This is a genomic window from Ligilactobacillus faecis (assembly GCF_029889745.1).
GTDB classification, from domain to species: Bacteria; Bacillota; Bacilli; order Lactobacillales; family Lactobacillaceae; genus Ligilactobacillus; species Ligilactobacillus faecis.
Map to the genome: position 1 here is coordinate 1720467 of NZ_CP123639.1, position 25196 is coordinate 1745662.

Consider the following 25196-nt stretch of genomic DNA (forward strand, 5'->3'; position numbering starts at 1 on the left):
TACAGTTTAAATAGAAAAATAGTTTATGCGGTTTGAACGCGGAATTTTTCTGCGGTCAAGCCGTTTTTTGATGTATATGCACGTTGCGTGTTGAAATATTCAATAGATTCTTTTACTGATTCCTCTAATTCTTCCAACGTCTTAGGTCGAGCGCGTTTTGCTAACCAAATTAGTTTAAAGTCATTCCACCAACGTTCCATCGGTGAGTTTTCCCAAGGATGTCCTGGGTGAGACATACTATGAATACAGTTTCGACTGGCTAAATAGTCGTTAAAATCAATAGAACGGTATGCTGCTCCGCGATCCGTATGGATCATCGGATGTGCATCAGGTTCTATTTTAAATGCTCGTCTAAATACTTCAATTGCCGAAATTGCAGTTTCTGTAACGGAAATATTGTAACTCAATGCATAACGACCATACAGATCCAGAACTATATGCACTCGAGCCTTCTTTAACTTATCTACTCCATACAGAACTTCTGTAGTATCAGTTACCCAAACTTCATTTGGTCTTTGGCGATCAAATTGTCCGTCGAGTAGGTTATCATTTATATACTCCTCATGGCGTTTAACTCGATTATGTTTCTTTTTACGGATATTTGCTCTAATTCCATGTTTTCGCATACAGTTGGTTACTCGCTTTAACCCTACTTTAAAATTCAGTTTATTTTCAAAAGCCAGTTGTGTCGTCATACCTAAATAACCCAAAGTCCACTTATGTTTTTCTTCCAATTCTAGAATTGAACTAAGTAATTCTGCTTGTTCATTTTCGTGCTTGCTTGGCTTTCTGCGAACCCATTTGTAATAGGCGTCTCTAGTAATACCAGCGATTTGACACAAGCTAACGATTGACCAACCATATTCTTTATTTAGTTCTTTGATGGCTTGTTGTTTGAAGAATCGTTCGCCTCCCGATCGCGTATTTCCATCACTTTTTTTGCGTATGCTTCCTCCATTTCTTTACGGAGAAGTTGGGCCTTTAATAATCGATTCTCAGCCTTTAGCTGATCAATTTCTGTCCACTCTTTTTGTGTCTTGGCTTTGCCTCGACGATCACGAAGTGATTGTGGATCATTGCCACTTTTACGATACTTTTGATACCACCCATAAACTTGTTGATAACTAACGTTATATTTTTCTACGGCCCAGTTGTAATTGACATCGTGCTTGATCAACTCTTCGATTATCGATAATCGTTCTTCAAAAGTAGTTTTTCTTCCTAGCATAATTGAATCTCGCTTTCTTGGCGTATAAGCCTTTAGTTTTGATTCATTATACTGCATAATCCAATCTAGCAGTTGTGTTTTGGACTTTAGCCCATGCTTGATTGCGAATATTTCAAGCGACTCATCTGATTTTTGATACTGTTGGACCAAAAATACTTTAAATTCCTTTGAATATCTATGATTATTGTGAGTAGATCGTAAGCCATCAATGCCCTGATATTTATATAGATACCCCCAAGTTCTAATAGTTTTCTTGCCCACCGCATACTTTTTAGCTACCTCACTGATACTAGAACGATTTAGTTCATTTAGTATAGCTAATTTTTGTTCTGCACTGTATTTTGATTTCCTAGACATATAAAATACCCTCCAAATATAAGATGAAATTTCTATTTCATCTGTATACTTAGAGGGCATTATAACCTTGTGTCGGCAAAGAGATGGTCTTTTTTGGAGTAGATCATAGTATTTGAACTATTTGTCAAAGAAGATTACGCTTAAAGTAAGATGATGTTAGATCGAAAGAAAGTGATCTTATGCCAAGACCGACGACAAAGAGTGATCTATTGTTTGCTACTAAGCAAAACTATGAGAAGTTAAATTTGCTCATCTCAAAGATGACTGAAAAAGAATTGCAGACAGAATTTGATTTTTCAGAAGATAAGAAAAAAGAAGCTCACTGGCAAAGAGATAAAAACTTAAGAGATGTTTTGATCCATCTTTATGAAGGGCAACAGTTGCTTTTAAATTGGGTACATACCAATCGAAAGGGGGAGTCTAGAGCGTTTTTGCCGGCTCAATACAATTGGAAGTCATATGGTGCTTTAAATGTCGAATTTTGGAAAAAGTACCAAAAGGCGTCGCTTGAAGAGGCGACCGAAATGCTTCAGCGCTCGCACAATGATGTTTTAGCGCTGATCGAAGGATTTTCAGATAAGGAATTGTTTACTAAAGGTGTTTATAAGTGGACAGCAGGCAGTACGCTAGGGGCTTATTTCATAAGTTCAACTGCAAGTCATTATGATTGGGCTATAAAAAAATTGAGAGCTCATCAGCATAAGTGTAAGGTAAAGGAAGCGTTATGACACTAGAAACCGCGCGCGGTGTTTTTAAAGGATCGTGCGCGGTTTTTAGTGTGTCTTTTGAGTAAATTATTTTACTTTATAATTAAAAATATATGAGTTGTATGTAAATTATAAAGGCGTTTGTAAAGTCTGTGTATATAATATTTAGGGGTGGGGTCAGTAATAATTTTTACGATAATCATTGCAAGTATTATAAAAATAGATTATAATACGTCGAAAGTAATGTTAATTATTATAATGGTAAATTTTAATAATTAAATAAATTACTTATTTAATAAATCGTAAAAAGGAGAATACCATGGGGAAAAATAAGTTAATTAAATATCTATTATCATTTTCGTTGGCTAGCGCTGTTTTTTGGGGGAACATTTTGAGTGAAGTCCAGGCAGATACACTCAAAGTTGAATATGCAAATCCCAAACCTGCTAAAAAAGGTGGGACCTTGCATGTCGGTTATGTCAACGAAGGAGCTTTCAAAGGCATCTTTGCGCCAGAATTGATGAATGATGGTGCTACCGCAGATGTTGCGGTGTTTGGCTCGATCGGCTTGTTCAAGATCGATAATAACTATAACTTTGTCAAAGGTGGGATCTCTGATATTTCCTTTGATAAAGATAAAAAACTAGCTGAGATCGAGATCTCAAAAAAAGCAAGGTGGTCTGACGGGCAACCTGTCGTAGCCCGCGATCTCGTCTATGCCTATGAGATCATTGCTAATAAAGATAGTGGTTCAGAACGGTATACAGATGGGTTGGCGAATATCGAAGGTCTAGAAGAATATCACACTGGGAAAGCTGAGACTGTTTCAGGTCTGGAGATCAAAGATGAGCGTCATTTAGTGATCCATTTTAAAAAGATGGTCCCAGCGATGACAGTCTCTGGCTCAGGTTATATTTGGGAATATGCTGAACCATATCATTACTTAAAAGATGTGGCATTTAAAGATCTCGCTAAAAGTGATAAAATTCGGAAAAAACCTTTATTTTACGGACCATATACCTTAAGTAAAGTTGTTGACGGCGAAGCGTTACAATGGGTCCCAAATCGTTACTATTACGGGAAAAAGCCTCAACTTGATAAGATCAGCGTAGAAACAGTTGCAACTGCGCAAGCTGCTACCGCTACTAGATCAGGTAAATATGAAATCTTACTCAACCAAAACCCAGGAATTTATACTAAAGTCAAAGAAGATAAGAGCTTTGTTCAACTTGGTAAGAAACAGCTTTACTATACATATCTAGGTTTCCGGGTCGGAAAACTCGGGCAAGATGGTGTAAGTGTGATGGATAAAGACGCTATTGCGAATGACAAAGTTTTGCGCCAAGCGATGGCTTACGCGATGAATATCGATCAAGTCGACCAAAAGTTTGGCTATGGACTTTCAAAAAGAGCCAATACTGTTGTGCCAGTTGCTTTTGGAAAATGGAACAATAAGAAAGAAAAAGGCTATAAATTTGATCTGAAAAAAGCCAATGAACTTTTAGACAAAGCTGGCTATAAACGGCAAAAAGACGGTTATCGTGTACGTCCAGACGGCAAAAAACTGACTTTGACTTTACTAGCAAGTAAGTCGAATAAAAATGTAGAAGCATCGATCACAAATTATATCCAACAATGGAAAAAGATCGGCGTCAAAGTTAAATTATTCAATGGGCGTTTCCAAGAATTCAATGCAATGATCGAAAAATTGACAGCAGGAAATGCCACCGATTTTGACATGTGGTTTGCCGCTTGGAGCACTGCTTCAGAGCCGACAAGTGTTGCTAGCATCTATACGGCTTCGTCACCATATAATGTGGGGCATTTTGTCACGAAAGAAAACACAGAGTTGATCGCTTCACTTAGTTCAAAAAAAGCTTTTTCTGAAAAATATCGCTTAGAACAGTTCTATAAATGGCAAGCCTATATGAACGAGGAAGCCTTTATCGTACCAGGATCATTTACAACGCAAACAGTGACTGTCGCTAAAAATGTCAAAGGCATGTCACTTGGAGTCGCCGATAGTTATTCTCTATGGGATAGCGTGGCTTTGACAAAATAGACACTAACGACCTGATACTAGTATCGGGTCGTTTAATTTATTGAAAAATGAGCTTCGAGTGATCGATATGTTTTGTTATTATATATTTAGTAGTTTATGAGTAAATAGCATCTTTTTTATGAAAGGAAGATAAGACAGATGAAAGAAAAACTTAGCTGGGCTTGTATCTTTTTGACACTTTTGCCGGTCTTTTTTACCGAAAACAAGGTCGTCTGGTTCTGTATTTTTGTGGCATTAGCTACTAGTTATCACGGTTACAGTGGAAAACAAAAGTAATTCATTTTAAGACATTAAAATATTTTGGCTGAGGCTGAGCGCTATTTACGGCGGTCGGTCTTTTTGATCTAGAGGTAATAGGGGCTGTAGCTTTCCCAGATATGCCTATTAAACCGTTTGTTTGAAAAATAAATGATTTAGTGGGTACATTTGTTCCTGTATAATGTAAGGCTTGTAAATAAGCGCTTTTAGCAGATCAGCAAGAATAAGTAACCAAAAAACGCCTTAAAAGATACCTAAGAGAGACCCGAAAAAGCAAAAGTTAGGCAGTTTAAAATAGTGCATAATATCAAATTTTGGAAATATCCAAGGATTTTTTATTTTACCTGTATTTGATATACTGTGAAGTCAATCAAATAAGGTTAGCCACGCTTTAGATCGTCTACGGGCGCTAAAATTTTTTTATTTTTACTAGAGAATGATATATTCTAGTTACTGATTGATCTTAAGATCTTTTTTGAGATTTTGTGCTTGATTAATGCTTTTTCGATAAACATTTTAATCTCTTTCGACGTTGTATCGATAAGCTAGGGCGTTTTTTTAGTGCATCCCTGAGAGGTATCATAATGTTTATGCTGAAAATTTATAGGATTGCTAATGAGTGCCAGGGATCTCTTAGCAAGATAATTTTTGCGTGCCTTATTTTCCTTATTCCAACGCTTAGAAACGTCAAGTTGTGGTCTAGTAGTTTTCATTGCCATTAGTGCTAGCCACTTACTTGAAAGTGTTTATTAAATGTAATATACTTAGATATGAATAAAGGGACTGATAGCCCCACTATCAGCCCCCGAACGTGGATATTGAAACAGTGTCTTAGCTAGTCGCTATTTACGGCGATTAGCTTTTTTTATTGCCTTGTATGCTTCGGTACTTGCTAAGATGATCTTATCCAGCTTGTACGCTAGCACTAAGAGCAACGAAAGCAAAACGCTGTTCCTTTCTGTATTGAATTCCATAAACTCACCACCTAACGTGTATTGATTAGTTGAATAGGCGTGCTTTATGTTCCAATACTCCACTAAGTCACGTCAAAGGGTAGCTAGCCCTTATCTGTCGACCTACTTATATTGTGTATGAAATGCAATATAATTACAAGAATTTATAGCGTTATTTTTGTATTAGTTATTAAGAGCTATAAGATTTTAAGCAATAACCAAAATGATAGCCATATCACATCGGTCATGATAAATGGCTCTGTAAAGTCTAATAGTTTAGTCAATGCTTCGGCTACTTTGTCAAGTAACTGTTCTACTGGTGTCTTATCGTCCATTGTCTAATTCCTTTAGTCTCTGGTGTATCAGCAATCCTAAACGCTATAAATCGTACTTATTGTTGATATGTCTGGTGTAAAACTTAGCATATCAATGCCGACGTTTCAAATAAATATTGATCACTGTGACGATTACAAGAATGATGATAAATTCTAACAAGTGAGATCATTCCTTATCTTTGTAAGACGTAAGTTTTGTGCCTGTTGTCATGTCCGTGGTCTGAGCAAACAAGGCCTAAGCTTCAGTTACATATACAGAAGTTCGTGCGCTACTTAGTCTGATAAGTTCTTCAATTTGCCACTTCATTAATTTTTGAATAAAGCGCGCTTTAATAATTGTCTTGTAGTGATCACCTAAAGTATCAAGAAATGCATCGACGAACTCTAAAACTTGTCTTGTGTTAGATCTGTTGACGTTAATTTCCTCCCCCCAGATATGTCTATTAAACCGTTTGTTTGAAAAATAAATGATTTTGTTATACTATTGTAAGACTTTTAGAGATAAAGGTGGATCAAAATGGAGTTAAAAAAGATCGCAACTATCCTAGCTGAAAATGAGATCGGACTTTTTGCGATCTCGACCTATAATACAGATTACATTTTAACTAAAGAAAAAGACTATTTCCGTGCACTTGAAGTGTTGAAAGAAGCGGGATATAAGATCGTATAAGTAAAGTTTGAAAGTTTTGGATACGAGTGTTACGATAGACGATAGCTAATTGGGGTGTACTACTTCGGTATACACTTAGGTGGATCGGATGTTTCTGATCCACTTTTTTGATTGAAAAAGGATCCATAGGTGCACCCATTATTGATAGATCACTTTTGATGCAAGTATTTTTGAGTTAATTGTTAAAAAAGACTGAAATCCTTGCTAAAAGTAGCTAAAAAATGTAATATGAATAAGTGAAAAAAGGACTAAGTAGTTGCCGCTACTTAGTCCCTACGTGGATTATTAAAAGCTTTGGTTAGTTAGCTAATTACGATTTTTAAAGTCGTGATTAGCTTTTTTATTATCACGTAAACCCGTGCCACTGTTAGTGTTAATTGAGATACGCTCAATACTAACGTCGGTAAGGCAATGATAATGTAGACGATCAACAACCGTCTTAACCTCTGCTCTTATCCTAGTTATCATGCCTAGTCACTCCCTCCGTGAATTATTGAAGGTGAAAAGTTTGATAAGATCGATATTTCAGCTGATGCTACAGGTGATATGGTTCGTTACTATATAGCAAGGACCATTGATGAATATGGTAGGCTTCTATTTTCTCACACGAAATGACACCTAATTTTGACGGTGAGATCTATTTAGATGGACTAGGGCGTCGTCCTGCTATCGGAGTGGAACTATTGCTGAGGGCTTACTTCAAGCACCTTGAACTAAAACGCCTGGAACCTATACTTTGAATACAGTACTTACGTTTGAGTCAGATGAACGGATGACAAACAAGAGACCGGCACGCTTCCAGACACGTGAAGAGCTGCAAGAATACATTCAGGGCTTTTGCAGATGACAATGCCAAATTGGAAAACTCACTACATGAGTTTTAGCTGAACAATACATAGAGTAGATTTTAAAGCAAGTGTACGTGATTGAGCTTAATAGTGATCACGAATTAAACTAAAGTAGTGCTCGAACTGAGGAGAATGATACAGAATTACCACAAACTGGAGATAAAAGTGCCTTTATTGGATCTGTTTTGGTAGCTTTGGGCACTGTGTCTGCTGCATTAGGCCTTATCGTTTTTAGAAGAAAAGATAAGGCAAGAGAACGTGATACAAATAAGTAATTAGAACTTTAGATAGCCTGATCCTTGATATTTTTGGGTCAGGCTATTTTGATTTTATAGTGAGCCAGGGTAGCTAGAGAAATATCGTTTATATGAAGAAACCGCATTCATGATATAATTAAGATGATTCTGATTTTGAAAGTGTGTGAATGTTTATGGCGACAACTATTGAAGTTAATAAAAAGAGTGTTAAGCAGCTGCTTGAGACAGGAAAGGAAAAAAAGTTTATTATTCCTGAATATCAACGACCATATGCTTGGTCGGATGAACAGATCCAGGTATTATTTGATGACCTAGTTGAATATACTGTTAATAATAATGAAAGTACTTATTTTCTCGGAACGATCGTTGCTTATGAAAATGACGATAAAGTTCAAGAAATTATCGATGGACAGCAACGTATAACGACTTTACTTTTACTACTCAGAGCTATTTATTCAAAGCTCGAACATAGTTCAGAAAAGCAAGCGGTATATTTAAAAAGCCAAATTGAGCCAGCGATTTGGGAACAAGACGATCTTACTGGTGAAGTGAAATTTGATAAAATTCTTATCACATCAAGAGTGATGGGAGATGATGGAAACCAGGAATTTGCAGATATACTTGTAACAGGGAAAGCAGATTCTAAATATAACAGTAATTATACTAAGAACTATGTGCAACTCCAAAATTTAATAAATGAATATGCTACTAGTGACCCACTATCATTCTATCGATTTATCAGTAATATTTTAAATAAAGCTATTCTGCTCCCGATCACAGCAGATTCCCAAGATACTGCATTAACTATTTTTTCCACCCTTAATGATCGTGGTCTAGCTTTATCTGATGCCGATATTTTTAAAGCTAAGATGTATAATCATTTAGATACTCAAAAAAAGAAAGACTTTATTGAAGAATGGCAACGTCTTGATGAAGAAGCTACGAATGTGGGTGAAAGCATTCAAAGATTATTTTATTATTATATGTTTTACCTAAGGGCGAGCGAAAATGATCGGAATACTACGACGCCAGGGATCCGTAAATTTTATTCCAAAAATAACTTCGAACACCTCTATTCTGATGATGTGATGAAGAATTTAAAAACAATTTTAAATCTTTGGTCTGTGATCAATAACAGAAGTTTGTTAGATGAACCTTGGTCTGAAAATATTAAGATCCAACAAGTTCTAGATGGACTTACTTCATATCCAAATGAGTTTTGGAAATATCCTGTAGTTATTTATTACTTAAGGTATCATTCTCGAGAAGATTTTGAAGTTAAATTCTTAACTTTTTTGCGGAGATTGCTGGCTGTTTTATCCGCTCTCTATATTGTTAAACCAACAATAAATGCAGTTAAAAGGAATATATTAAATTTAAATGCAGAAATTATCACATCTCCAACGCCTAAATTTGACTTTAATTCTATTGATGAGAAAGAATTAAAGGATAAAATAAAGCATGCACATAGAAATACAGTAAGAATGATTCTTAAGATGATAGCTTATCAACATCAAGAAGAGCTATTGCCAGAAAAATGGGAAATTGAACATATTTTCCCGCGAAAATGGCAGTCAAGTTATGTTCAAGTGGCTTCTGATGATGAAGTTAGAGAGCTTGTCGAGCATATTGGGAATAAAATTCCGTTTGAAAAGAAACTTAATATCATAGCTAGCAATAATTACTTTGCTAAAAAGAAAGAGAGTTATCAAAAATCAAAAGTAGAAATTTTACGTGAGTTAGCTAAAGAAAATGCGGATTGGGGACTCGATGAGATCCGCGAACGTGATATTCGTATTTCAGATGAATTTTTTGCGCTACTAAGTGATTGGGGTTTAAATCGTGTAGATAATCAGACTAAAGAAGAGTTGACACATATTCCAGCAGAACGAAAAAGTGACTATCAAAATTTTATCAAGATGTTCAAAATGAAAGATTCAAACGAATCCAGAAAGAAATTTTTAGAAATAAAACCAAGTTAAGCTTTTAAAGGTAAAAGAAAATCGGTATGATTTTTGATAAATCTGGGATGTTTATATTGGAAAGAAAAGATGTGTAGTTGTATGACCTGATCGGTAATATGATCAGGTTTTTTTATAAAAATCATAGTTTGTACATCTAGAAAGAAAGTAGTAGTAATATGTATCAAGAATATTTTGCAATATATTTAAGCCACTGAACAAAAAGTATTTTTTAGGAAAAATATTTAAAAAATCAATGTGAGGTGTTTATCATGGAAAAGAAATTAGATATTGAATTAGTTAAAGTTCTAACTCAACCGATAGTTCCGCCAGCGCTACACTATGTGACACCACGAAAGATCATGGGCCAAAGTAAGTGGAATAAGTTGAAAAAAGAATATCGCTTATTAGCTGATCACCACTGTATGATCTGTCAACGTTACGTTAGCCATACACCGGGAGACTGGCTAGAACTTCACGAGCGTTATGAGTATGATTTTGAGAACTTAGTCCAAAAGCTAGTGGGTTACGTCTCGATCTGTCACGAATGTCACATGTTTATCCATCAAGGCTTGTTAAGGATCCAGTTGCAAAGTGGTGAGATCTCAGCAGAAAATTATCAAAAGATCTTAGATAAGGGTAATGGATTATTACGGCAGTTTGGTTTACAGAAAATTACTTATCCAAATGAAGAAGTATTTTTGAGCTCAGATTGGAAGCTAGATTTTGACGGAAAGTTATATGGGGAATATTTGTAAATCTAGCAATGAAATATGTTAGATATACTAGAAGTTTATAATATATTCACTTATAATACATATAGTTTTTAGAATATTGTTACTCTAGAATTTATAAAAATGGTCTATAATTAAGTTTGTCCAAGGTAATATAAAGAACTGGAGAGAAATTTTAGATGGTTAAAAAAATATATAGTGCCGGTCTAGTTTCACGAAGATTCTGGTTTTATGAATTTAAGCAATATATAAATATGCTTAATGAAGGAAAAACTGATGTGGAAATTAAACATTTGAATGAAGAAGCTAATATTTTTGGTGCTGTTAGCCAGAATCGAGCAAGGGATATTTATAATACCTGTAAGAGAAGAACTGAAATTTTAGGGAATGATATGCAAAAATTATTTCCGGAATTGGATATTGATAATCAGAAAATAATACTACTAATAGCAGTATTATTGTTAGATGACTTATTTCTTGAATTTGTGGGGGAAGTTTATCAAATGCAAGTACAAAAGGGAATTCTGACATTAACTAATACTGACTATAAGGCTTTTTTTTCTGAAAAGCAAAGAACTAATGATATAGTTTCTACCTGGAAACCATATACATACAGCCGATTAGGTAGTAGCTATCGCACATATTTGCTTGAAGTAGGTCTTATTCGTGATAATAAAGTACATGATATTATTACGCCAAAGATTATTGATATTAAAGTGATATCTTGGTTGAGAGATATAAATCGTTGGGATATTGCTAAGGCATTGATCGGAGGAAATTAAAAGTTGAAAAAAACGTTGGAACAGAGTTTTTCTGTGCTTGATAATACGATTAAATCTGATGATTTTCTAACAAATAGAGGACTTGGAAATGAGGTGGGATATTATATTTTTGATTATGATCCTAAAGATGAGTTACGAGTTAGAGATCATGTTCGAGAATTAGAAAATAGGAATTTACCATCAGCTGATGGTTATATTCTTCAAGTATTTAATCTGTATAAGATTATGATGGATCTACTTGAAAGTAAAAAGTACTTAAATATAATTGAGAAGTGGGAAAAAAAACACGACATTATGTTTATTGCTACTCGAATAAATAGACTGTTGAAAATGGAAGAGTTTGATGATAGTGAAATGTACTTTACAAAGTATATTACAGACAGAGTGCAGGAAAATTCGGTAGTTATTTTGACTGGTATAGGTGAAATATATCCATTAGTTAGGGCTCATTCTGTTTTAAATAAGATGCATCTAGTTTACACTAAGAGACCAGTTATTATGATGTATCCAGGTGAGTATGATCGATTAAGGTTAACTATACTAAATACAAACAGGGATGCTAACTACTATAGAGCTTTTAGAATTCATTAGAAGGGGATTACTATGAAAATAAATGAAATGTTTTTAAAAGATATTCACAGAAATATTGAAGGGGTTATTACAGCATCCAAATCAAGTTCCGAACAAATCTATCAAGAACTTGACGAATATGTTGTAACAAAAGAATTACAAAGTCATTTTAGAACTTTTTTTGATGCATATAAAAAGGGTATTACTAGCAATACAAGCAAAATGGGTGTTTGGATTCAGGGTTTTTTTGGTTCTGGTAAATCACATTTTCTGAAAATCCTATCTTACATACTTGAAAATAAGGAAATAAATGGTAAAAAAGCATTAGATTTCTTTGTTGAAGGTGATGAGCAAACACGCAAGATTAAAGATCCTATGACTATTGCTGATATGGAATTGGCAGTAGATGTTCCTACGAATGTTATTCTCTTTAATGTAGAATCTAAACATCAAACGGGGATTGAAGAAAAAAATAGTCTAGTAAATGTCTTTTTGAAAGTGTTCAATGATAGCCTAGGATATTCTACCAATCCAAAGGTCGCTGATCTTGAACGAAGACTTGATAAGGCCGGAAAATACGAAGAATTTAAGCAAGCTTTCAAGGATGAACTAGGCCTAGAGTGGCTTGATGAAAGACACGAAGTGGATTTTATTCAAGATCCAGTTGTAAATTCTTTAGTAAAAATAGGATTTATGTCGGAGGATTCTGCCAAAACATGGTTTAACAAATTAGAATCTGAGTATATCATCAGTATTGAAGAATTTGCATTAATGGTTGAAGATTATCTTCAAACAAAGGGAAATAATGAACATATTGTCTTCCTAGTAGATGAGATTGGGCAGTATATTGGTGGAAATAGTGATTTAACTTTGCAATTACAAACGATTGTCGAAGAATTAGGAAATAAATCGCAAGGCAAAGCATGGGTGATTGTAACTAGTCAACAAGCGATTGATAAAATTACTGATATTGCCGGTGCTTCAGCTATGGATTTTTCTAAGATTAAAGGTCGTTTTGAAACGACTTTATCTCTCTCATCTGCAAATGCAGACGAAGTTATTCAAAAACGTATCCTTGCCAAAAGTAATCCAGCTCAGGAATATTTAGAAGCTTCATACCCTAATTATGAAAATGATATTAAGTCAATGCTAGTGTTTGAAGAAAGTCCTGAGCTTAAGCTCTATAGTGATGCTAAAAATTTTGCGGATGTATATCCATTTATACCATATCAATTTAATTTATTAGCTGATATTTTAACGCAAGTCTCAAAACATTCTATTCAGGGAGCAAACCTCTCGCGTGGTGAGCGCTCGTTGTTGGCATTTTTTAAGGAAACTGCAGAACGAAATGCAAATAATGAAAGTACGGTGTTAGTATCTTTAGATCAATTCTATCCATCGCTTGAGAAATGGTTGAATGAAACTGATAATGCGAAAGTAATCAAACAAGCAGAGGAAAATTCACGTATTGTTTCAGATAAAGATGATTATTTTAATGTTGATGTGTTAAAAGTGCTATTTATGATCAAATATGTAGACCGTAGTATTCGACCTACATTAAATAATATTACGAATTTGATGATTCGTAATATTGATGAAGATAAATTGTCACTTAAGAAAAAAGTTGAGTCAGCGCTAAAAATTTTGATCAATGAAAATTTAGTACGCCAAAATTTAGATAGTTATATTTTTCAAACAGATGAAGAACAAGAAGTTACACGTTTGATAAATAATATCGAAATAAGCGAATCTGACGTTAATAATAGAATTGCACGTGATATCTTAGATGACAAGATAGGACGTAATCAATTTAACTATAAAAATAAAAATGCAGTAGGACGTGCTTTCGAGAATCGTTATAATTTTATGTACAACTTTTATGTTAACGATTTTGCATATAGAAAAAATAGTAATCCTAACTTAGAAGTAAAAGTTATAACTCCAGACTATGTAGAAGTATGGAATAATGAAACACAACTCATTTTGAATAGTACGAAGAACCAGATGTTGATTAATTTACCAGTTGATCAAGAATTTATGGATTATGTAAAAACATACTTAAAGGTAGAGAAGTATATTACTACTGCAAGTGTCTCCAGTGCGATTAAAAATTTTGTGGCAGTAAAAGCCGAAAAAACAGCTGAAAATCAAGCATTAAATAATTCTATTAATAAACAATTAGATGATTATTTAAAAGAAGCAACGTTCTATTTTAATAACCAAAAATTAGAAGTTTCTGGTTCAGATTTTAAATCGCATTTAAATGATGCGTTGCAACAGATGGCAAAGCTTGTATACCACAAAAATGATCTTGTAGATTCAGCAATTTCAGAAGCAGATATAAATAGCCTATTAAAAGACAACGATGGTGAAATTTTAGAACATACAGAAGATAAAAATGTTGTAGATGATGTGAAAAGATATATTCAATTACAACAGCAGCAACAAAAAACCGTAACAATGAAAACGTTGCGTAATAACTACCTTAGAGAACCGTATGGATTTGTAAACGAAGATCTAGAATGGGCTATTGCGAGGTTATTTAAGTCAGGTAATATTAGCCTTTTTAAAAATGCAATACCGCTAGATATGAATTCAGACATTAGTGAAGTTTCCCAAGCTATTTTTGATCGTAAAAAACCTGAGAAAATTCGAATTGAATTTCGTCAAAAAGCTAATGCTAATCAAAAGAAATTAGTTCGTGAATTAGGTGAAGAATTATTTCAAAGTAGAAATATTGTTGATGATAATAACGATGATAAGACGCGAGCAAATTTTGTAGAAAAAGTAAGATTTATGATTTCCTCGTTAGAAAATTTCAAAGATACATCAAAATATTATTATCCGCAATCAAGTGATGTTGATAACGCAATTGAGCTTTTATCAAAAATTGTGAATGTTCGTGATACAAAATCATTTTTTGAAGTGTTGACTATTAATGAGGATGAACTCTTTGATTGGGCTGAAGATTATGAAGATATTCATAACTTCCATAAGAGCAATCAAAAGAAGATTTGGGAAAAATCTATTGATTATATTGATCGAGTCGAAGGTGGTACTATTCATGCAACGACAGATAGTATTGAATCGATCATCGAAGATATGAAGAAAATCATGAATCAAGTAACACCGTATAGAGATATTCCTAGATTAAGTGAATTGAATAATCAATTTGAAAAAGAGTATACAAACTTTATGGATGAACATTCTGATAAAGTTGCTAAGGAACTAAGCGATGTTGAACAATCAGTATTAGACGATTTAGCATCTCGTAATTTAGAGGAAACATTCAAGAAAAATGTGATTCAGGAGTTTGACAAGTTAAAAGCTAACTTAGAATATGCAAAAAATATAGACCAAGTAATATTAATAGAAGCTCAGGCAGAGCCGTTAAAACATAAGTTTCTCCAATCATTTACGCTTGAAGAAAATCGACAACGTGAGAAAGCGGCCAAAATGCTAAAGTCGACAGACATTGATACTGAAGTAGAGGAGGATAATATTGCTTCAAACAATGCACCTGTCCAACCAATTAAGAAAGTAACAAATGTCTATATGAAAGATTTGATAAAGAGTCGACGTCGGATAAAGAATAGGGAAGATGTGGACGCATTTGTAAATGACTTAAAGCAAGAATTACTTGTGAAGTTGAATGATGATAATGAGTTAGATGTTTTGTTGTGATCTGAGTGAATAGGAGTTAATAAATGGATAAAAAGGTAATAAAAAAATTTGCTATAGAATCTCGGATAAAACTTCGAGATGGAGTGATCAATAAGCTAGCAAAATTAGGCATTACAGATAAGGGAATTGAAGAAGTAGTAAAAATTGGAAATGATACTATTGAAATCCCATCAAATGGCGAACGATTTGTAGGAAAAGATGTCGAAAAGCGTGTAAAATTAGTCAAAGTACTAAAAGAACATGAGGACCAAGTTGATTCAAGAGAAAAGAATAGAGAATCCATAGCTTTTGATAATTTCGTAGAAGAAGTTGCTTATACGTGGTTCAATAGATTGATAGCAATTCGCTTTATGGAAGTAAATAACTATTTACCAGGAAAGTTACGGGTTTTATCTAGTGAAACAGGTGTTAGAGAACCAGATATTATTACTAATTTATTAAGTTCGGATTTATATTCTGAGATGGATATCAATACTCAAAATAGAGTAGTTGAACTTATGTCAGATAATTCAGCAGATGCAGTCGATGAATTGTATCAATTAGTATTTATTAAGCAATGTAATAGCTTAAGTAGGCAACTGCCTGATCTGTTTGAACATATTGATGATTATACAGAACTATTATTTACAATTTCATATATCGATAATAATGGCGTTATTGCAAATTTATTAAATATTCCCGAATCAGATTTTGATATTCAAAAAGAAGGTCAAGTTGAGATTATTGGCTGGATGTATCAATACTATAATACTGAGCCAAAAGATAAAGTATTTAGTCGAGGTAGACGCAAGATACGTGCAGATGAGATTCCAGCTGCAACGCAGTTATTTACTCCTGATTGGATTGTACGATATATGGTGGAAAATTCTCTTGGACGCTATTATATTGATATGAAATTATCTAATCCAACAGAAACGAGAACAGAAAAAGAAATTGCAGAAAGTTTTGGTTGGAGGTATTACTTACCTACTGCGGAACAACCTGAAGATGTCCAATTAAAAATTCTAGATGATCGTAAGAATAAAAGTGATATCGTTCTACAAGAGTTAAAACTCTTAGATAACGCAATGGGATCTGGCCATATTTTAGTTTATGCTTTCGACGTCTTCATGCAATTATACGTTGCAGAAGGTTTTCGAGAAAGAGATGCAGCATTGTATATTATAGAAAATAATATATACGGGTTGGAAATTGATAAGCGCGCATACCAGTTGGCCTATTTTGCAATTATGATGAAGGGTCGAGAATATAATCGTAGAATTTTAAACAAAGATGTAAAATCACATCTTTATCGATTTATTGATTCTGCTAATATTCCAACTGAATATTTTGAGCGTTTAGAAGAACTGTCTACACTAAATAATACGGAAACTGCTAAAAATTTATCAGAACTTAAATCACTATTCAATGAGTTTAAATATGCTACTGAACTTGGATCTGTAATCAAAATTAGCAATATTAATTTTGAACGAGTTAATGAATTAAAAAAATTTATTAATGTATTCAACGAATTTTCAAATATGGATATTTTGTACCAAATACCTGAAGCTCACGAGAAAGTAACATTGATCTTAAGTATCGTTGAGTTACTTACATCAAAGTACACAGCGATTGTTACAAATCCTCCATATCTAAATAAGATGAGTTCAACTTTGGATAAGTATGTTAAGCAAAACTATCCTGATGTAAAAACTGACTTATTCTCAGTTTTTATTAAAATGAATAGTCAAATGCTCGTTAAAGATGGCTATGCTGGATTTATGACACCCTTTGTTTGGATGTTTATAAAATCTTATGAGGCACTTCGAACTTTTTTGATAACAAGTAAAAGTATCTCTAGTTTGATACAATTTGAATATTCTGCTTTTGAAGAAGCAACCGTTCCAATTTGTTGCTTTACCATTAAAAATTCAACATCAGAGCCAGTTGGTAGCTACTTTAAATTATCTGATTTTCGTGGCGGGATGTCTGTCCAAAACGAGAAAGTATTGGAAGCCATTAAAAATCCAAATGTAGAATATTTTTATAATACTAGTCAACAAAATTTTGAAAAGATACCAGGAATTCCAATATCGTTTTGGGTAAGCGAAAATACCATAAGATTATTTCAAAAAGAGACAATTGCAGATTATGGATTTGCTGGAATAGGTATGAGGACCGGGGATAACGAGAGATTTCTTAGACGTTGGTTTGAAGTGTCATCAATTAATTTCAACTCTAATTTAACTGATATAGACAATCAAGAAAATTGTGATAAATGGTTACCCTATAATAAGGGCGGAGAATTCAAACGTTTTTACGGAAACAATGAATACGTCGTTAATTGGCAAAATAACGGATATGAAATAAAGAAAGCCACAAGAGAAAAATATCCACAATTAGGTAAGAATTTGGGTTGGAAAATAAGTAATGAACATTACTATTTAAAATCTGGAATTACATGGACTGGAGTTTCTACGGGAAAATTTAATGCGCGTAAATATCCTATAGGATTTTTATTTGATTCTGGAGCAAATGGTTTGTTCTGCTATGATAAATCTAAAGAAAACTATATTTTAGGATTACTAAACACAAAAACGACTAACTGGCTATTACAATTAATAAATCCAACTATTAACTATGGAGCAGGTACAATAAGAAAGATACCTGTAATTTATAAACCAGAAATTAAACCTAGGGTTGATTATTTAGTCAATTCACTATATATAAATACTATCGTAGATTGGGATAGCAGTGAAATATCATGGAATTTTAAATTACACCCATTAGTCTGATTTAGTTTCGTTGTAGGGAAACGAATGGATGAATTGGTAACTCCAAAACAAGGACTTGCAACTGCTGATAATAATAGATTTCTACGTGAATGGTGGGAAGTTGATTTAAATAATATTAAATTTGATGCGACCTCTACGGTAGAGGCTGTAGCTTCTGGTAAAAAATGGTTTCCATATAATAAGGGAGGCTCATTCCGTCGTTGGTATGGTAACTATGATTATGTTGTTAACTGGGAAAATGACGGCTATGAAATAAAACATTTCGTTGATGATAAAGGAAAACAGCGGAGCGTTGTTCGAAATCCCAGTTATTACTTCAAAGAAGCGATAACATGGTCAGATGTAACTAGCTCTAATTTTTCATTACGATATAGATCTTTAGGTAGTATACATGATGTAAAAGGAATGGAAGCATTTGAAGAAGCAGGGAAAAATTTGTATTATATTTTGGGCGTTCTTAATACTAAAATAGGTAATTATATTTTTAAATTATTAAATCCAACAATTAGCTTACAAATCGGTAATTTTCAATCTTTTCCAATGATCATTCACAATAAAAAACAAACAGAAACTATAGCTAGAAAAAATGTTCTTTTATCAAAATGTGATTGGGATTCGTCGGAAAAATCTTGGGAATACAAGCGTTCACCACTAATTTAAAGAAAATGCGGACAAAGGTTCAATTGGCCCTTATCCGCATTTTCTTTAATTATATTAGTGGATGCTTTTTTGCGTTTATCCAACCTGTTTCCTGGCATAGCCAGTCATGTTTGCTTATAGCTATACATTCTTCGGTTTTATTTATTATATTATCCATTGTAATGTTATCAAGTAGTGTTGGAAAAAGTGAAACGTAACCTATATGCATATGAATTGTTGGATTAAGAATTTTAAATATATAATTTCCAACTGGTGTATTTAATAACCCTAATAAATATAACTTGTCTTCAAAAGAATTACTAAATGCTGAATGACCAGTTGAATCAAAAATACTTCCACTTTCACGATAGCGCATTGAAAAATTTCCACTAGTTACATCTGACCATGTTATCGCTTCTTTGAAGTAATAATCCGTATTTTGAGGCCTCGATCGAAGTTTTCCCTTATCATCAACGAAATGTTTTATTTCATAGCCGTCATTTTTCCAGTTAACAACATAATCATAGTTACCATACCAACGGCGGAATGAGCCTCCCTTATTATAAGGAAACCATTTTTTACCAGAAGCTACAGCCTCTACCGTAGAGGTCGCATCAAATTTAATATTATTTAAATCAACTTCCCACCATTCACGAAGGAATTGCTCATTATCTCCAGTTTGTAATCCAACCTTTGGAGTTACCAATTCGTCCATTCGTTTCCCTACAACGAAATCATGAATTAAGTTTTCGCTTACCCAATACGAAATCGGCGAACCAGGAATTTTGGCAAAGTTATCTTGAGACGTATGGTATAAATAATCTACACAAGGATTTTTTATGGCTTCAACTGTCTGAGTTTCTTTAAGAGCCGGATTGTTGAAATCTACTAATCTTAAATAGTTACAAGTATATTTCTCGTAATTAGTAGGCGATACCACAAAGGCAGTAGTCTGGACCACCTCACCGTTTATTTCTTCAAATGCATTAGTTCCTAAATGAAGCATATTAATAATATTTTGAGAGTTCATCTTAAAACGTAATTTTTCAAAACTAGATAGAAACATCCAGGAATGTTGAGTTATTAGTGAATAATATCCTGTTGTTCCATCAACCATTTGACTAATGCGTTCTATAAAGACATTACATAAATCATTCTTACTGTCTGCATAGTGTTTTGACACAAATTTTTTTAGTGTAGCATTCATTCCCTTACTTCCCATATAAGGAGGGTTAGTAATTGCCACATTATATTGTTGTTGTAATAACTCGCCAACATATACCATATCTTTAATTATCGGATCGTATAGTGATAAAGTTTCCGAGTTTAAACCTTTTTTCAAGTTTTTAAAGTCAATTCCATCGAATTGTATTAATGAGCCTAGATCTGCACCATACTTAAAACTGTCAGCTAGTGTCAATAAATCTTTTTCTGCTTTTTTTCTATCTGGAAAAGTTATCGGTAATAATTGAAAGTCCGCTTCATCAATATTCAAATTTCCTGGTACTGCGTAAATATTTAGGCTAATATTCCTAGATAAAATTCGTCGAGAATATTGTCGACCTTTCATCATTAGCGCAAAATAAGTTAACTGAAAAGCACGTTTATCAATATCTAAACCGTAAAGATTTTTCGTAAGGATAAATTCAACGGCATCACGTTCACGAAAACCTTCTGCTACATAGAGTTGAATAAACAGATCAAATGCATAAACTAAAATATGACCTGAACCCATCGAAGGATCAATAAGTTTTAACTCTTGTAGAACGATATCATTTTAAGAAGGCTTGAGTCATAATTTTCATGATCAGTTTTGTTTCTCGTTCTTCCATTTCTTTAATGATGTGAAGATAAACACTCTGAGTTGTCGTTACATCTTTATGACCAAGACGTTTGCTAACACTTAGAATATTAACTCCTTTAAATAATAAAATAGATGCGTGTGTATGTCGTAATCCATGGAATGAAACTGGAGTGATCCCAAGTTCATAGCATAGATTTTCAAGATAACGGTTAATAGTTGCGCTAACAGGGAGTTTTCCGTTGTTGTCAATACAAATTTTTTGATCGGGATGATTAAATTTATTTAGGCGAAGTCTTAACTTTATAACTCGAAGTGTTGTTAAATCAACGTCAATAGTTCGGATGGAACTCGAATTTTTAGTAGGTTTGAATCCAGTATGATATTTGTAATCCCACGTTTTATTAACTGTAAGAAGCTTATTTTTAAAATCAATGTCCTTGACTGTTAAACCAAGAACTTCAGAAAATCTTAGTCCAGTCATTGCAGAAAGATAGATGATGAAGTCATAGGAATTAGAAGAGCTTTTTGTAGCATTGATCAGCACTTGCCATTCGTGATAAGAAAGAAACATAGCTTTTTGATTATTTTTTTCTCTACCAGATATAATTGCTTTGCGAGTAAAGTCAGATGATATGAGTCCTTCTTCAAGGGCGTCAATAACAGCAGCACGAACCTGCTTATGAAAACCAGCAGTTGTTCGTTTAGCATGTGTTTTTGCAAAATTATTGAGTACAGCTTGGTATTTTTGACGAGAAACTTGAGAGATCTCAAGTGATCCAAAATTATTTTTGATATGCTGATGTGTATTTTGATATTTTACATAAGTTACAGGAGAGACTGCAGGTTTTTTGAATGTTTCCATCCACTGATAGAAATATTCTGCTAATGTTAATTTTGTCGTCATAAAAATCATTCCTTTCTTTTGAAGACCAAAGTAACTGTGATTGAAAAAAGAGTACCACTAAGTACAAAATAGTTCTCGAAAATTGTCTTCATAATAAGCAATAATGAGTAATGCAACTAAATTTAAAAAACGCTATAATGTTAAAGAAGATAGAATACTGGAGGAATTAACTGTTGGCTATATTGATCAAAGATAAGTTTGAAGCATGGGAAAAGGAAGCTCGTGCAAGATTTGAACAACTTAAAGCAAATGAAGAAGAATTAAATAAAATTTTTATTGAACTTTATGGATTACAAGATGAGTTAGATTATCATGTCGACGATAAAGATGTATCAGTTTCTTTAGCCAATCGTGAGCGGGATATCAAATCACTTATCAGTTATGCAGTAGGTTGTATGTTTGGACGCTATTCTTTAGATGAAGAAGGGCTTGTTTTTGCAGGTGGTAAATTTGATATGTCACGATATCATAAATTTAAGCCAGATAAAGATAACATTTTATTGATTACAGATGATGAATACTTTCAAGATGATGAAAGCGATATCGTAAACAAGTTTGTAGAGTTTATTTCGGTTGTTTATGGAAAAGAAACGCTTGAAGAGAATTTGGATTATATTGCAGAAGTTCTTCCTGGAAGTGGTACAAGTCGTGAAATAATCAGAAAATACTTTGTCTCTAAATTTTATAAGGAGCATCTTACGACATATAAAAAACGCCCGATATATTGGCAGTTTGAATCTGGGAAAGCTAATGGTGCTAAAGCATTAATGTATTTACATCGCTATGATGAACATTTACTTGGAAATTTACGCACAGTATATTTAAATAAGTTACGTGAAGCGTATAATTCTCGTATTGAGTTACGAGAAAGTCAAAAATTAGCTACTTCTAATGCTGGCGAAGTTTCTCGGTATGAAAAAGAAATTGCAAAAATAAGAAAACAGCTAAAAGAGTTACACGAATTTGACGAAAAAGTAGGACACTTAGCTTTACAAAAAATAAACTTGGATCTAGATGATGGTGTGATAGTAAATTATGATAAATTACAACGTGATCCAACAACAGGCGAAAAATTTACTATTTTGTCCAAGGGAGTAAAAGAACCTTAAGGAGGAGACTATGTCAGACTTAAATTTAAGTCAGATCCAAAAGAGATTAAATGAGCTTTTTGTAACTTATGGAGAACGAAAGCTCATATTTTGGTTTGATCCTAAAAAAGAATTTGAAGAAGAAATTGATAGTGAACAAATTAAGTTGGATGATGCGAAAGTGTATAAGCTTGAAGAGCATTGCCAATTCATGGCTAAACGCTTTTTTGAAATTGAAGATACGAAGAATAATTACCTTATTTATGCTCCATTTGAAAAAATTGGAAATGATGATGAAAATAATCATCTTCTAAGTGTTTTGAAGTATTCTGAACAATTTAGTGCAGATCGCATTTCGATGGTTATGAATCAGCTTGAAATTTCAACAGATTTACGCGATGTTATGGAACAATATTCTAAATTTTTTGAAGCCAAAGTACGTATTTCTGCTTTTGAAAAATTAGCTCCATCAAAAATAAATTCAAAAGAAGAACTAGAGATGACGATACTAGCTGTTTTAACTAAATCTAATACAACACAATTTTATAGTATTGTTCAAGCACTAATTGTAGAATATGCTCGGGGATCTAGCGAATTTTATGAGCAACTAACAAAATTTAATTTGCAGGAGGTATTTTGGAATTATATTGATAGATATTATGGATATGTTTCAGATAAACCGACAATTCAAAAATTAATAATAGCATTTTACGTCAATGCTTTTTATGGGCAGTTAGGCTATCAAGAATTACCACAGAGTCTAAAGGAATATGAAGTCTTAGATCAAACTACTGCGATTGTGTCATTTATGGATAGTATGATGAATGATTCGCGTTATTTGACAGAATTTAATAAATTAAGCGAAAATGTCTATCTCTTAATTGGCGGAGATCGAGTGATAGATAAGATCCCTGTTGAAAAACTTCTTGTGGCAGATATCTTCGAGGCAACGCATACCAAAATCATACAATATAGCATAGGTCAATTGTTGAGTGGAGATAAAACACCAAGCATCAATGATAGATCTTTAGCAGATATAGTTAAAGATAGAGAAAGGTTACATTTTGGTGAACAGTATGTTCATCACTATGAATCTATCTCAAACGCACAGCGGCTATTGAGTAGTGTAACCAATATTATTACTGATAACTTTTCGATTTTTGTTAAAGAATATGAAGAATCAATCTATCTAATAGATCAGTATTATCGGAATTTTATATGGCATTTAGACAGTATTACTGACGATAGAGATTTTGCAAAACTTCAAGAAGTAATTGAGAATACTTACAGTCAATTTTTGGATGAAAGTGCAGATCAGTGGAATGAGTCCTTGTCACTTAACGAAAGACTATCTGTATTAGATTTCTATGATAACTTTGCTAGAAGTAAAACAAAAACGGTAGTAATTATATCTGATGCACTTCGGTATGAAGCAGCTAAAGAACTCCAAGAAAAATTACAAAGTCAAAAGAAACTATTGACAGATATGAAAACTGTATTTTCTGTAATACCATCAGTAACGGAATTTGGAAAGGCTGCATCTATACGGAGTGGAAGCGAAACATATGAATATATCGATGGAATAGATGTTCGAGTCAATGGACTAAAAACACAAGGAACAAAAGCGCGCGATAAAATATTGAAAGAGAAAAATCAAAATAATTTGGCAATAGCTTATTCTGATGTTGTTGCTAAAAAAAATGCTAAAGAACTCCGAGAAATATTTAATGGGAAAGAACTAATTTATCTGTATCATGACCAGATAGATAAGACTGGTGATCATGGCCAGGAGGCACAAGTTTTTGATGCTACTAAAAAAGCAATCGATGAAATAAAAGCATTAATAACATTTATTTCAAATGGAGCTAATGTTTCACGATTTATAGTTACAAGTGATCATGGTTTTATTTATAAGCGCTCTAGTGTTAAAGAATATGAGAAAATAGAAAATCCGTCTAAATTAAAATCTGATAGGGTGGAGAGACGTTTTATTATTAGTGAAAATCGTTATACTGAACTGGGAATTGAGTCTATGAGTTTGGGTGATACACTGAAAAATAATGATGAACGTTATATTCATTTTCCTAAAACTGCAGCTATATTTAAAAAGGCTGGTGGAGGGCAAAACTATATTCATGGTGGTTCCTCACCTCAAGAAATGTTAATTCCCGTATTAGAGGTCAATGTTGCCCGTGGTTCTTCTCAGAAAGAAGCTGTTACTGTACGCTTAACAAGAGCTCCAGAAAATCATAGAATTACAGGTTTATCTGTTACATTAGAGTTTTATCAAACTGAAGAAATTAGTGACTCAGTTGATAAAATGCAGTATTTACTTTATTTTGAGGATGCACAGGGAAATTTAATAACTAATCAAAATAGTTATTATGCTGATTCAACATCTAAACAGTCGAGTGATAGATTTACCAAATTTACATTTGATTTTATAAATCGTAATTATGAGCAAAATGAAAAAGTTTATTTAGTAATGAAGGACAATGAGACAAAAATAGAATCGAATCGCATAGAATTTTTCATTGATAATCCATTTGCTGGTGGTTTTGGTTTTGATATTTAGGAGGAC

19 protein-coding genes and 1 pseudogene are annotated in these 25196 nt (G+C 33.3%); 15 read left to right on the forward strand and 5 right to left on the reverse strand.

What is annotated here, in order from left to right; translation table 11 throughout:
* Positions 1–23: 23 nt before the first annotated feature.
* Positions 24–842 carry an IS3 family transposase gene (locus tag QFX10_RS07825; protein WP_280605682.1) on the reverse strand — a complete coding sequence of 273 codons (819 nt, stop codon included), beginning with the start codon at positions 840–842 and terminating at the stop codon, positions 24–26.
* Between the two features lie 29 nt (positions 843–871).
* Positions 872–1585, reverse strand: a complete 714-nt coding sequence (locus QFX10_RS07830; protein ID WP_280605683.1) for a helix-turn-helix domain-containing protein — start codon at positions 1583–1585, stop codon at positions 872–874.
* Between the two features lie 179 nt (positions 1586–1764).
* On the opposite strand from QFX10_RS07830, the gene QFX10_RS07835 reads away from it, so the two are divergent.
* From QFX10_RS07835 to QFX10_RS07845, 3 genes are all read left to right on the forward strand, one after another.
* Positions 1765–2313 (forward strand): ClbS/DfsB family four-helix bundle protein, encoded by a 549-nt coding sequence (locus QFX10_RS07835; protein ID WP_280605684.1) that lies wholly within the window; start codon positions 1765–1767, stop codon positions 2311–2313.
* A gap of 298 nt (positions 2314–2611) precedes the next feature.
* Positions 2612–4354: an ABC transporter substrate-binding protein gene (locus tag QFX10_RS07840; RefSeq protein WP_280605685.1), complete on the forward strand. Its 1743-nt coding sequence runs from the start codon at positions 2612–2614 to the stop codon at positions 4352–4354.
* Positions 4355–4492: 138 nt separating this feature from the next.
* Positions 4493–4630: a hypothetical protein gene (locus QFX10_RS07845; RefSeq protein ID WP_280605686.1), complete on the forward strand. Its 138-nt coding sequence runs from the start codon at positions 4493–4495 to the stop codon at positions 4628–4630.
* Positions 4631–5454: 824 nt separating this feature from the next.
* Here the strand turns inward: QFX10_RS07845 and QFX10_RS07850 are convergent.
* Positions 5455–5586 (reverse strand): hypothetical protein, encoded by a 132-nt coding sequence (locus QFX10_RS07850; protein ID WP_280605687.1) that lies wholly within the window; start codon positions 5584–5586, stop codon positions 5455–5457.
* 831 nt (positions 5587–6417) lie between these two features.
* On the opposite strand from QFX10_RS07850, the gene QFX10_RS07855 reads away from it, so the two are divergent.
* The 10 genes and pseudogenes from QFX10_RS07855 to QFX10_RS07890 all read left to right on the forward strand — a co-directional run bounded on the left by QFX10_RS07855 (position 6418) and on the right by QFX10_RS07890 (position 18840).
* Positions 6418–6570 carry an ACT domain-containing protein gene (locus QFX10_RS07855; protein WP_280605688.1) on the forward strand — a complete coding sequence of 51 codons (153 nt, stop codon included), beginning with the start codon at positions 6418–6420 and terminating at the stop codon, positions 6568–6570.
* A 596-nt stretch (positions 6571–7166) separates the two neighbouring features.
* Positions 7167–7310 (forward strand): ZmpA/ZmpB/ZmpC family metallo-endopeptidase, encoded by a 144-nt coding sequence (locus QFX10_RS10990; RefSeq protein ID WP_367617628.1) that lies wholly within the window; start codon positions 7167–7169, stop codon positions 7308–7310.
* A 254-nt stretch (positions 7311–7564) separates the two neighbouring features.
* Positions 7565–7693 (forward strand): annotated as a pseudogene (locus QFX10_RS10965) (LPXTG cell wall anchor domain-containing protein); the annotation flags it as partial.
* A 155-nt stretch (positions 7694–7848) separates the two neighbouring features.
* The gene (locus QFX10_RS07860) at positions 7849–9657 is read left to right on the forward strand and encodes a DUF262 domain-containing protein (RefSeq protein ID WP_280605689.1); all 1809 of its coding nucleotides are present in this window, start codon (positions 7849–7851) and stop codon (positions 9655–9657) included.
* A gap of 251 nt (positions 9658–9908) precedes the next feature.
* Entirely contained in the window at positions 9909–10394 is a 486-nt protein-coding gene (locus tag QFX10_RS07865; RefSeq protein WP_280605690.1) for a hypothetical protein, read from the forward strand.
* A gap of 155 nt (positions 10395–10549) precedes the next feature.
* Positions 10550–11152 (forward strand): DUF1819 family protein, encoded by a 603-nt coding sequence (locus tag QFX10_RS07870; RefSeq protein WP_280605691.1) that lies wholly within the window; start codon positions 10550–10552, stop codon positions 11150–11152.
* Positions 11153–11155: 3 nt separating this feature from the next.
* Positions 11156–11743 carry a DUF1788 domain-containing protein gene (locus tag QFX10_RS07875; RefSeq protein ID WP_280605692.1) on the forward strand — a complete coding sequence of 196 codons (588 nt, stop codon included), beginning with the start codon at positions 11156–11158 and terminating at the stop codon, positions 11741–11743.
* Between the two features lie 12 nt (positions 11744–11755).
* Positions 11756–15406 (forward strand): BREX system P-loop protein BrxC, encoded by a 3651-nt coding sequence (gene brxC, locus QFX10_RS07880; protein WP_280605693.1) that lies wholly within the window; start codon positions 11756–11758, stop codon positions 15404–15406.
* A 23-nt stretch (positions 15407–15429) separates the two neighbouring features.
* Entirely contained in the window at positions 15430–18180 is a 2751-nt protein-coding gene (gene pglX, locus QFX10_RS07885; protein ID WP_280605694.1) for a BREX-1 system adenine-specific DNA-methyltransferase PglX, read from the forward strand.
* A 24-nt stretch (positions 18181–18204) separates the two neighbouring features.
* On the forward strand, positions 18205–18840 hold the full coding sequence (locus tag QFX10_RS07890; protein WP_280605695.1) for a hypothetical protein: 636 nt from the start codon (positions 18205–18207) through the stop codon (positions 18838–18840).
* Positions 18841–18889: 49 nt separating this feature from the next.
* Here QFX10_RS07890 and pglX (QFX10_RS07895) read toward each other — a convergent pair whose 3' ends face one another.
* Both pglX (QFX10_RS07895) and QFX10_RS07900 read right to left on the reverse strand, forming a co-directional pair.
* Positions 18890–20590, reverse strand: a complete 1701-nt coding sequence (gene pglX / locus QFX10_RS07895) for a BREX-1 system adenine-specific DNA-methyltransferase PglX (RefSeq protein ID WP_280607259.1) — start codon at positions 20588–20590, stop codon at positions 18890–18892.
* Position 20591: 1 nt separating this feature from the next.
* Complete coding sequence (locus QFX10_RS07900; protein ID WP_280605696.1) at positions 20592–21527, reverse strand: site-specific integrase; 936 nt, start codon at positions 21525–21527, stop codon at positions 20592–20594.
* Between the two features lie 173 nt (positions 21528–21700).
* Between QFX10_RS07900 and QFX10_RS07905 the strand changes: the two genes are divergently transcribed.
* Both QFX10_RS07905 and pglZ read left to right on the forward strand, forming a co-directional pair.
* Positions 21701–22636, forward strand: a complete 936-nt coding sequence (locus QFX10_RS07905; protein WP_280605697.1) for a BREX-1 system adenine-specific DNA-methyltransferase PglX — start codon at positions 21701–21703, stop codon at positions 22634–22636.
* 10 nt (positions 22637–22646) lie between these two features.
* Positions 22647–25190 carry a BREX-1 system phosphatase PglZ type A gene (gene pglZ / locus QFX10_RS07910; RefSeq protein ID WP_280605698.1) on the forward strand — a complete coding sequence of 848 codons (2544 nt, stop codon included), beginning with the start codon at positions 22647–22649 and terminating at the stop codon, positions 25188–25190.
* Positions 25191–25196: the final 6 nt, after the last annotated feature.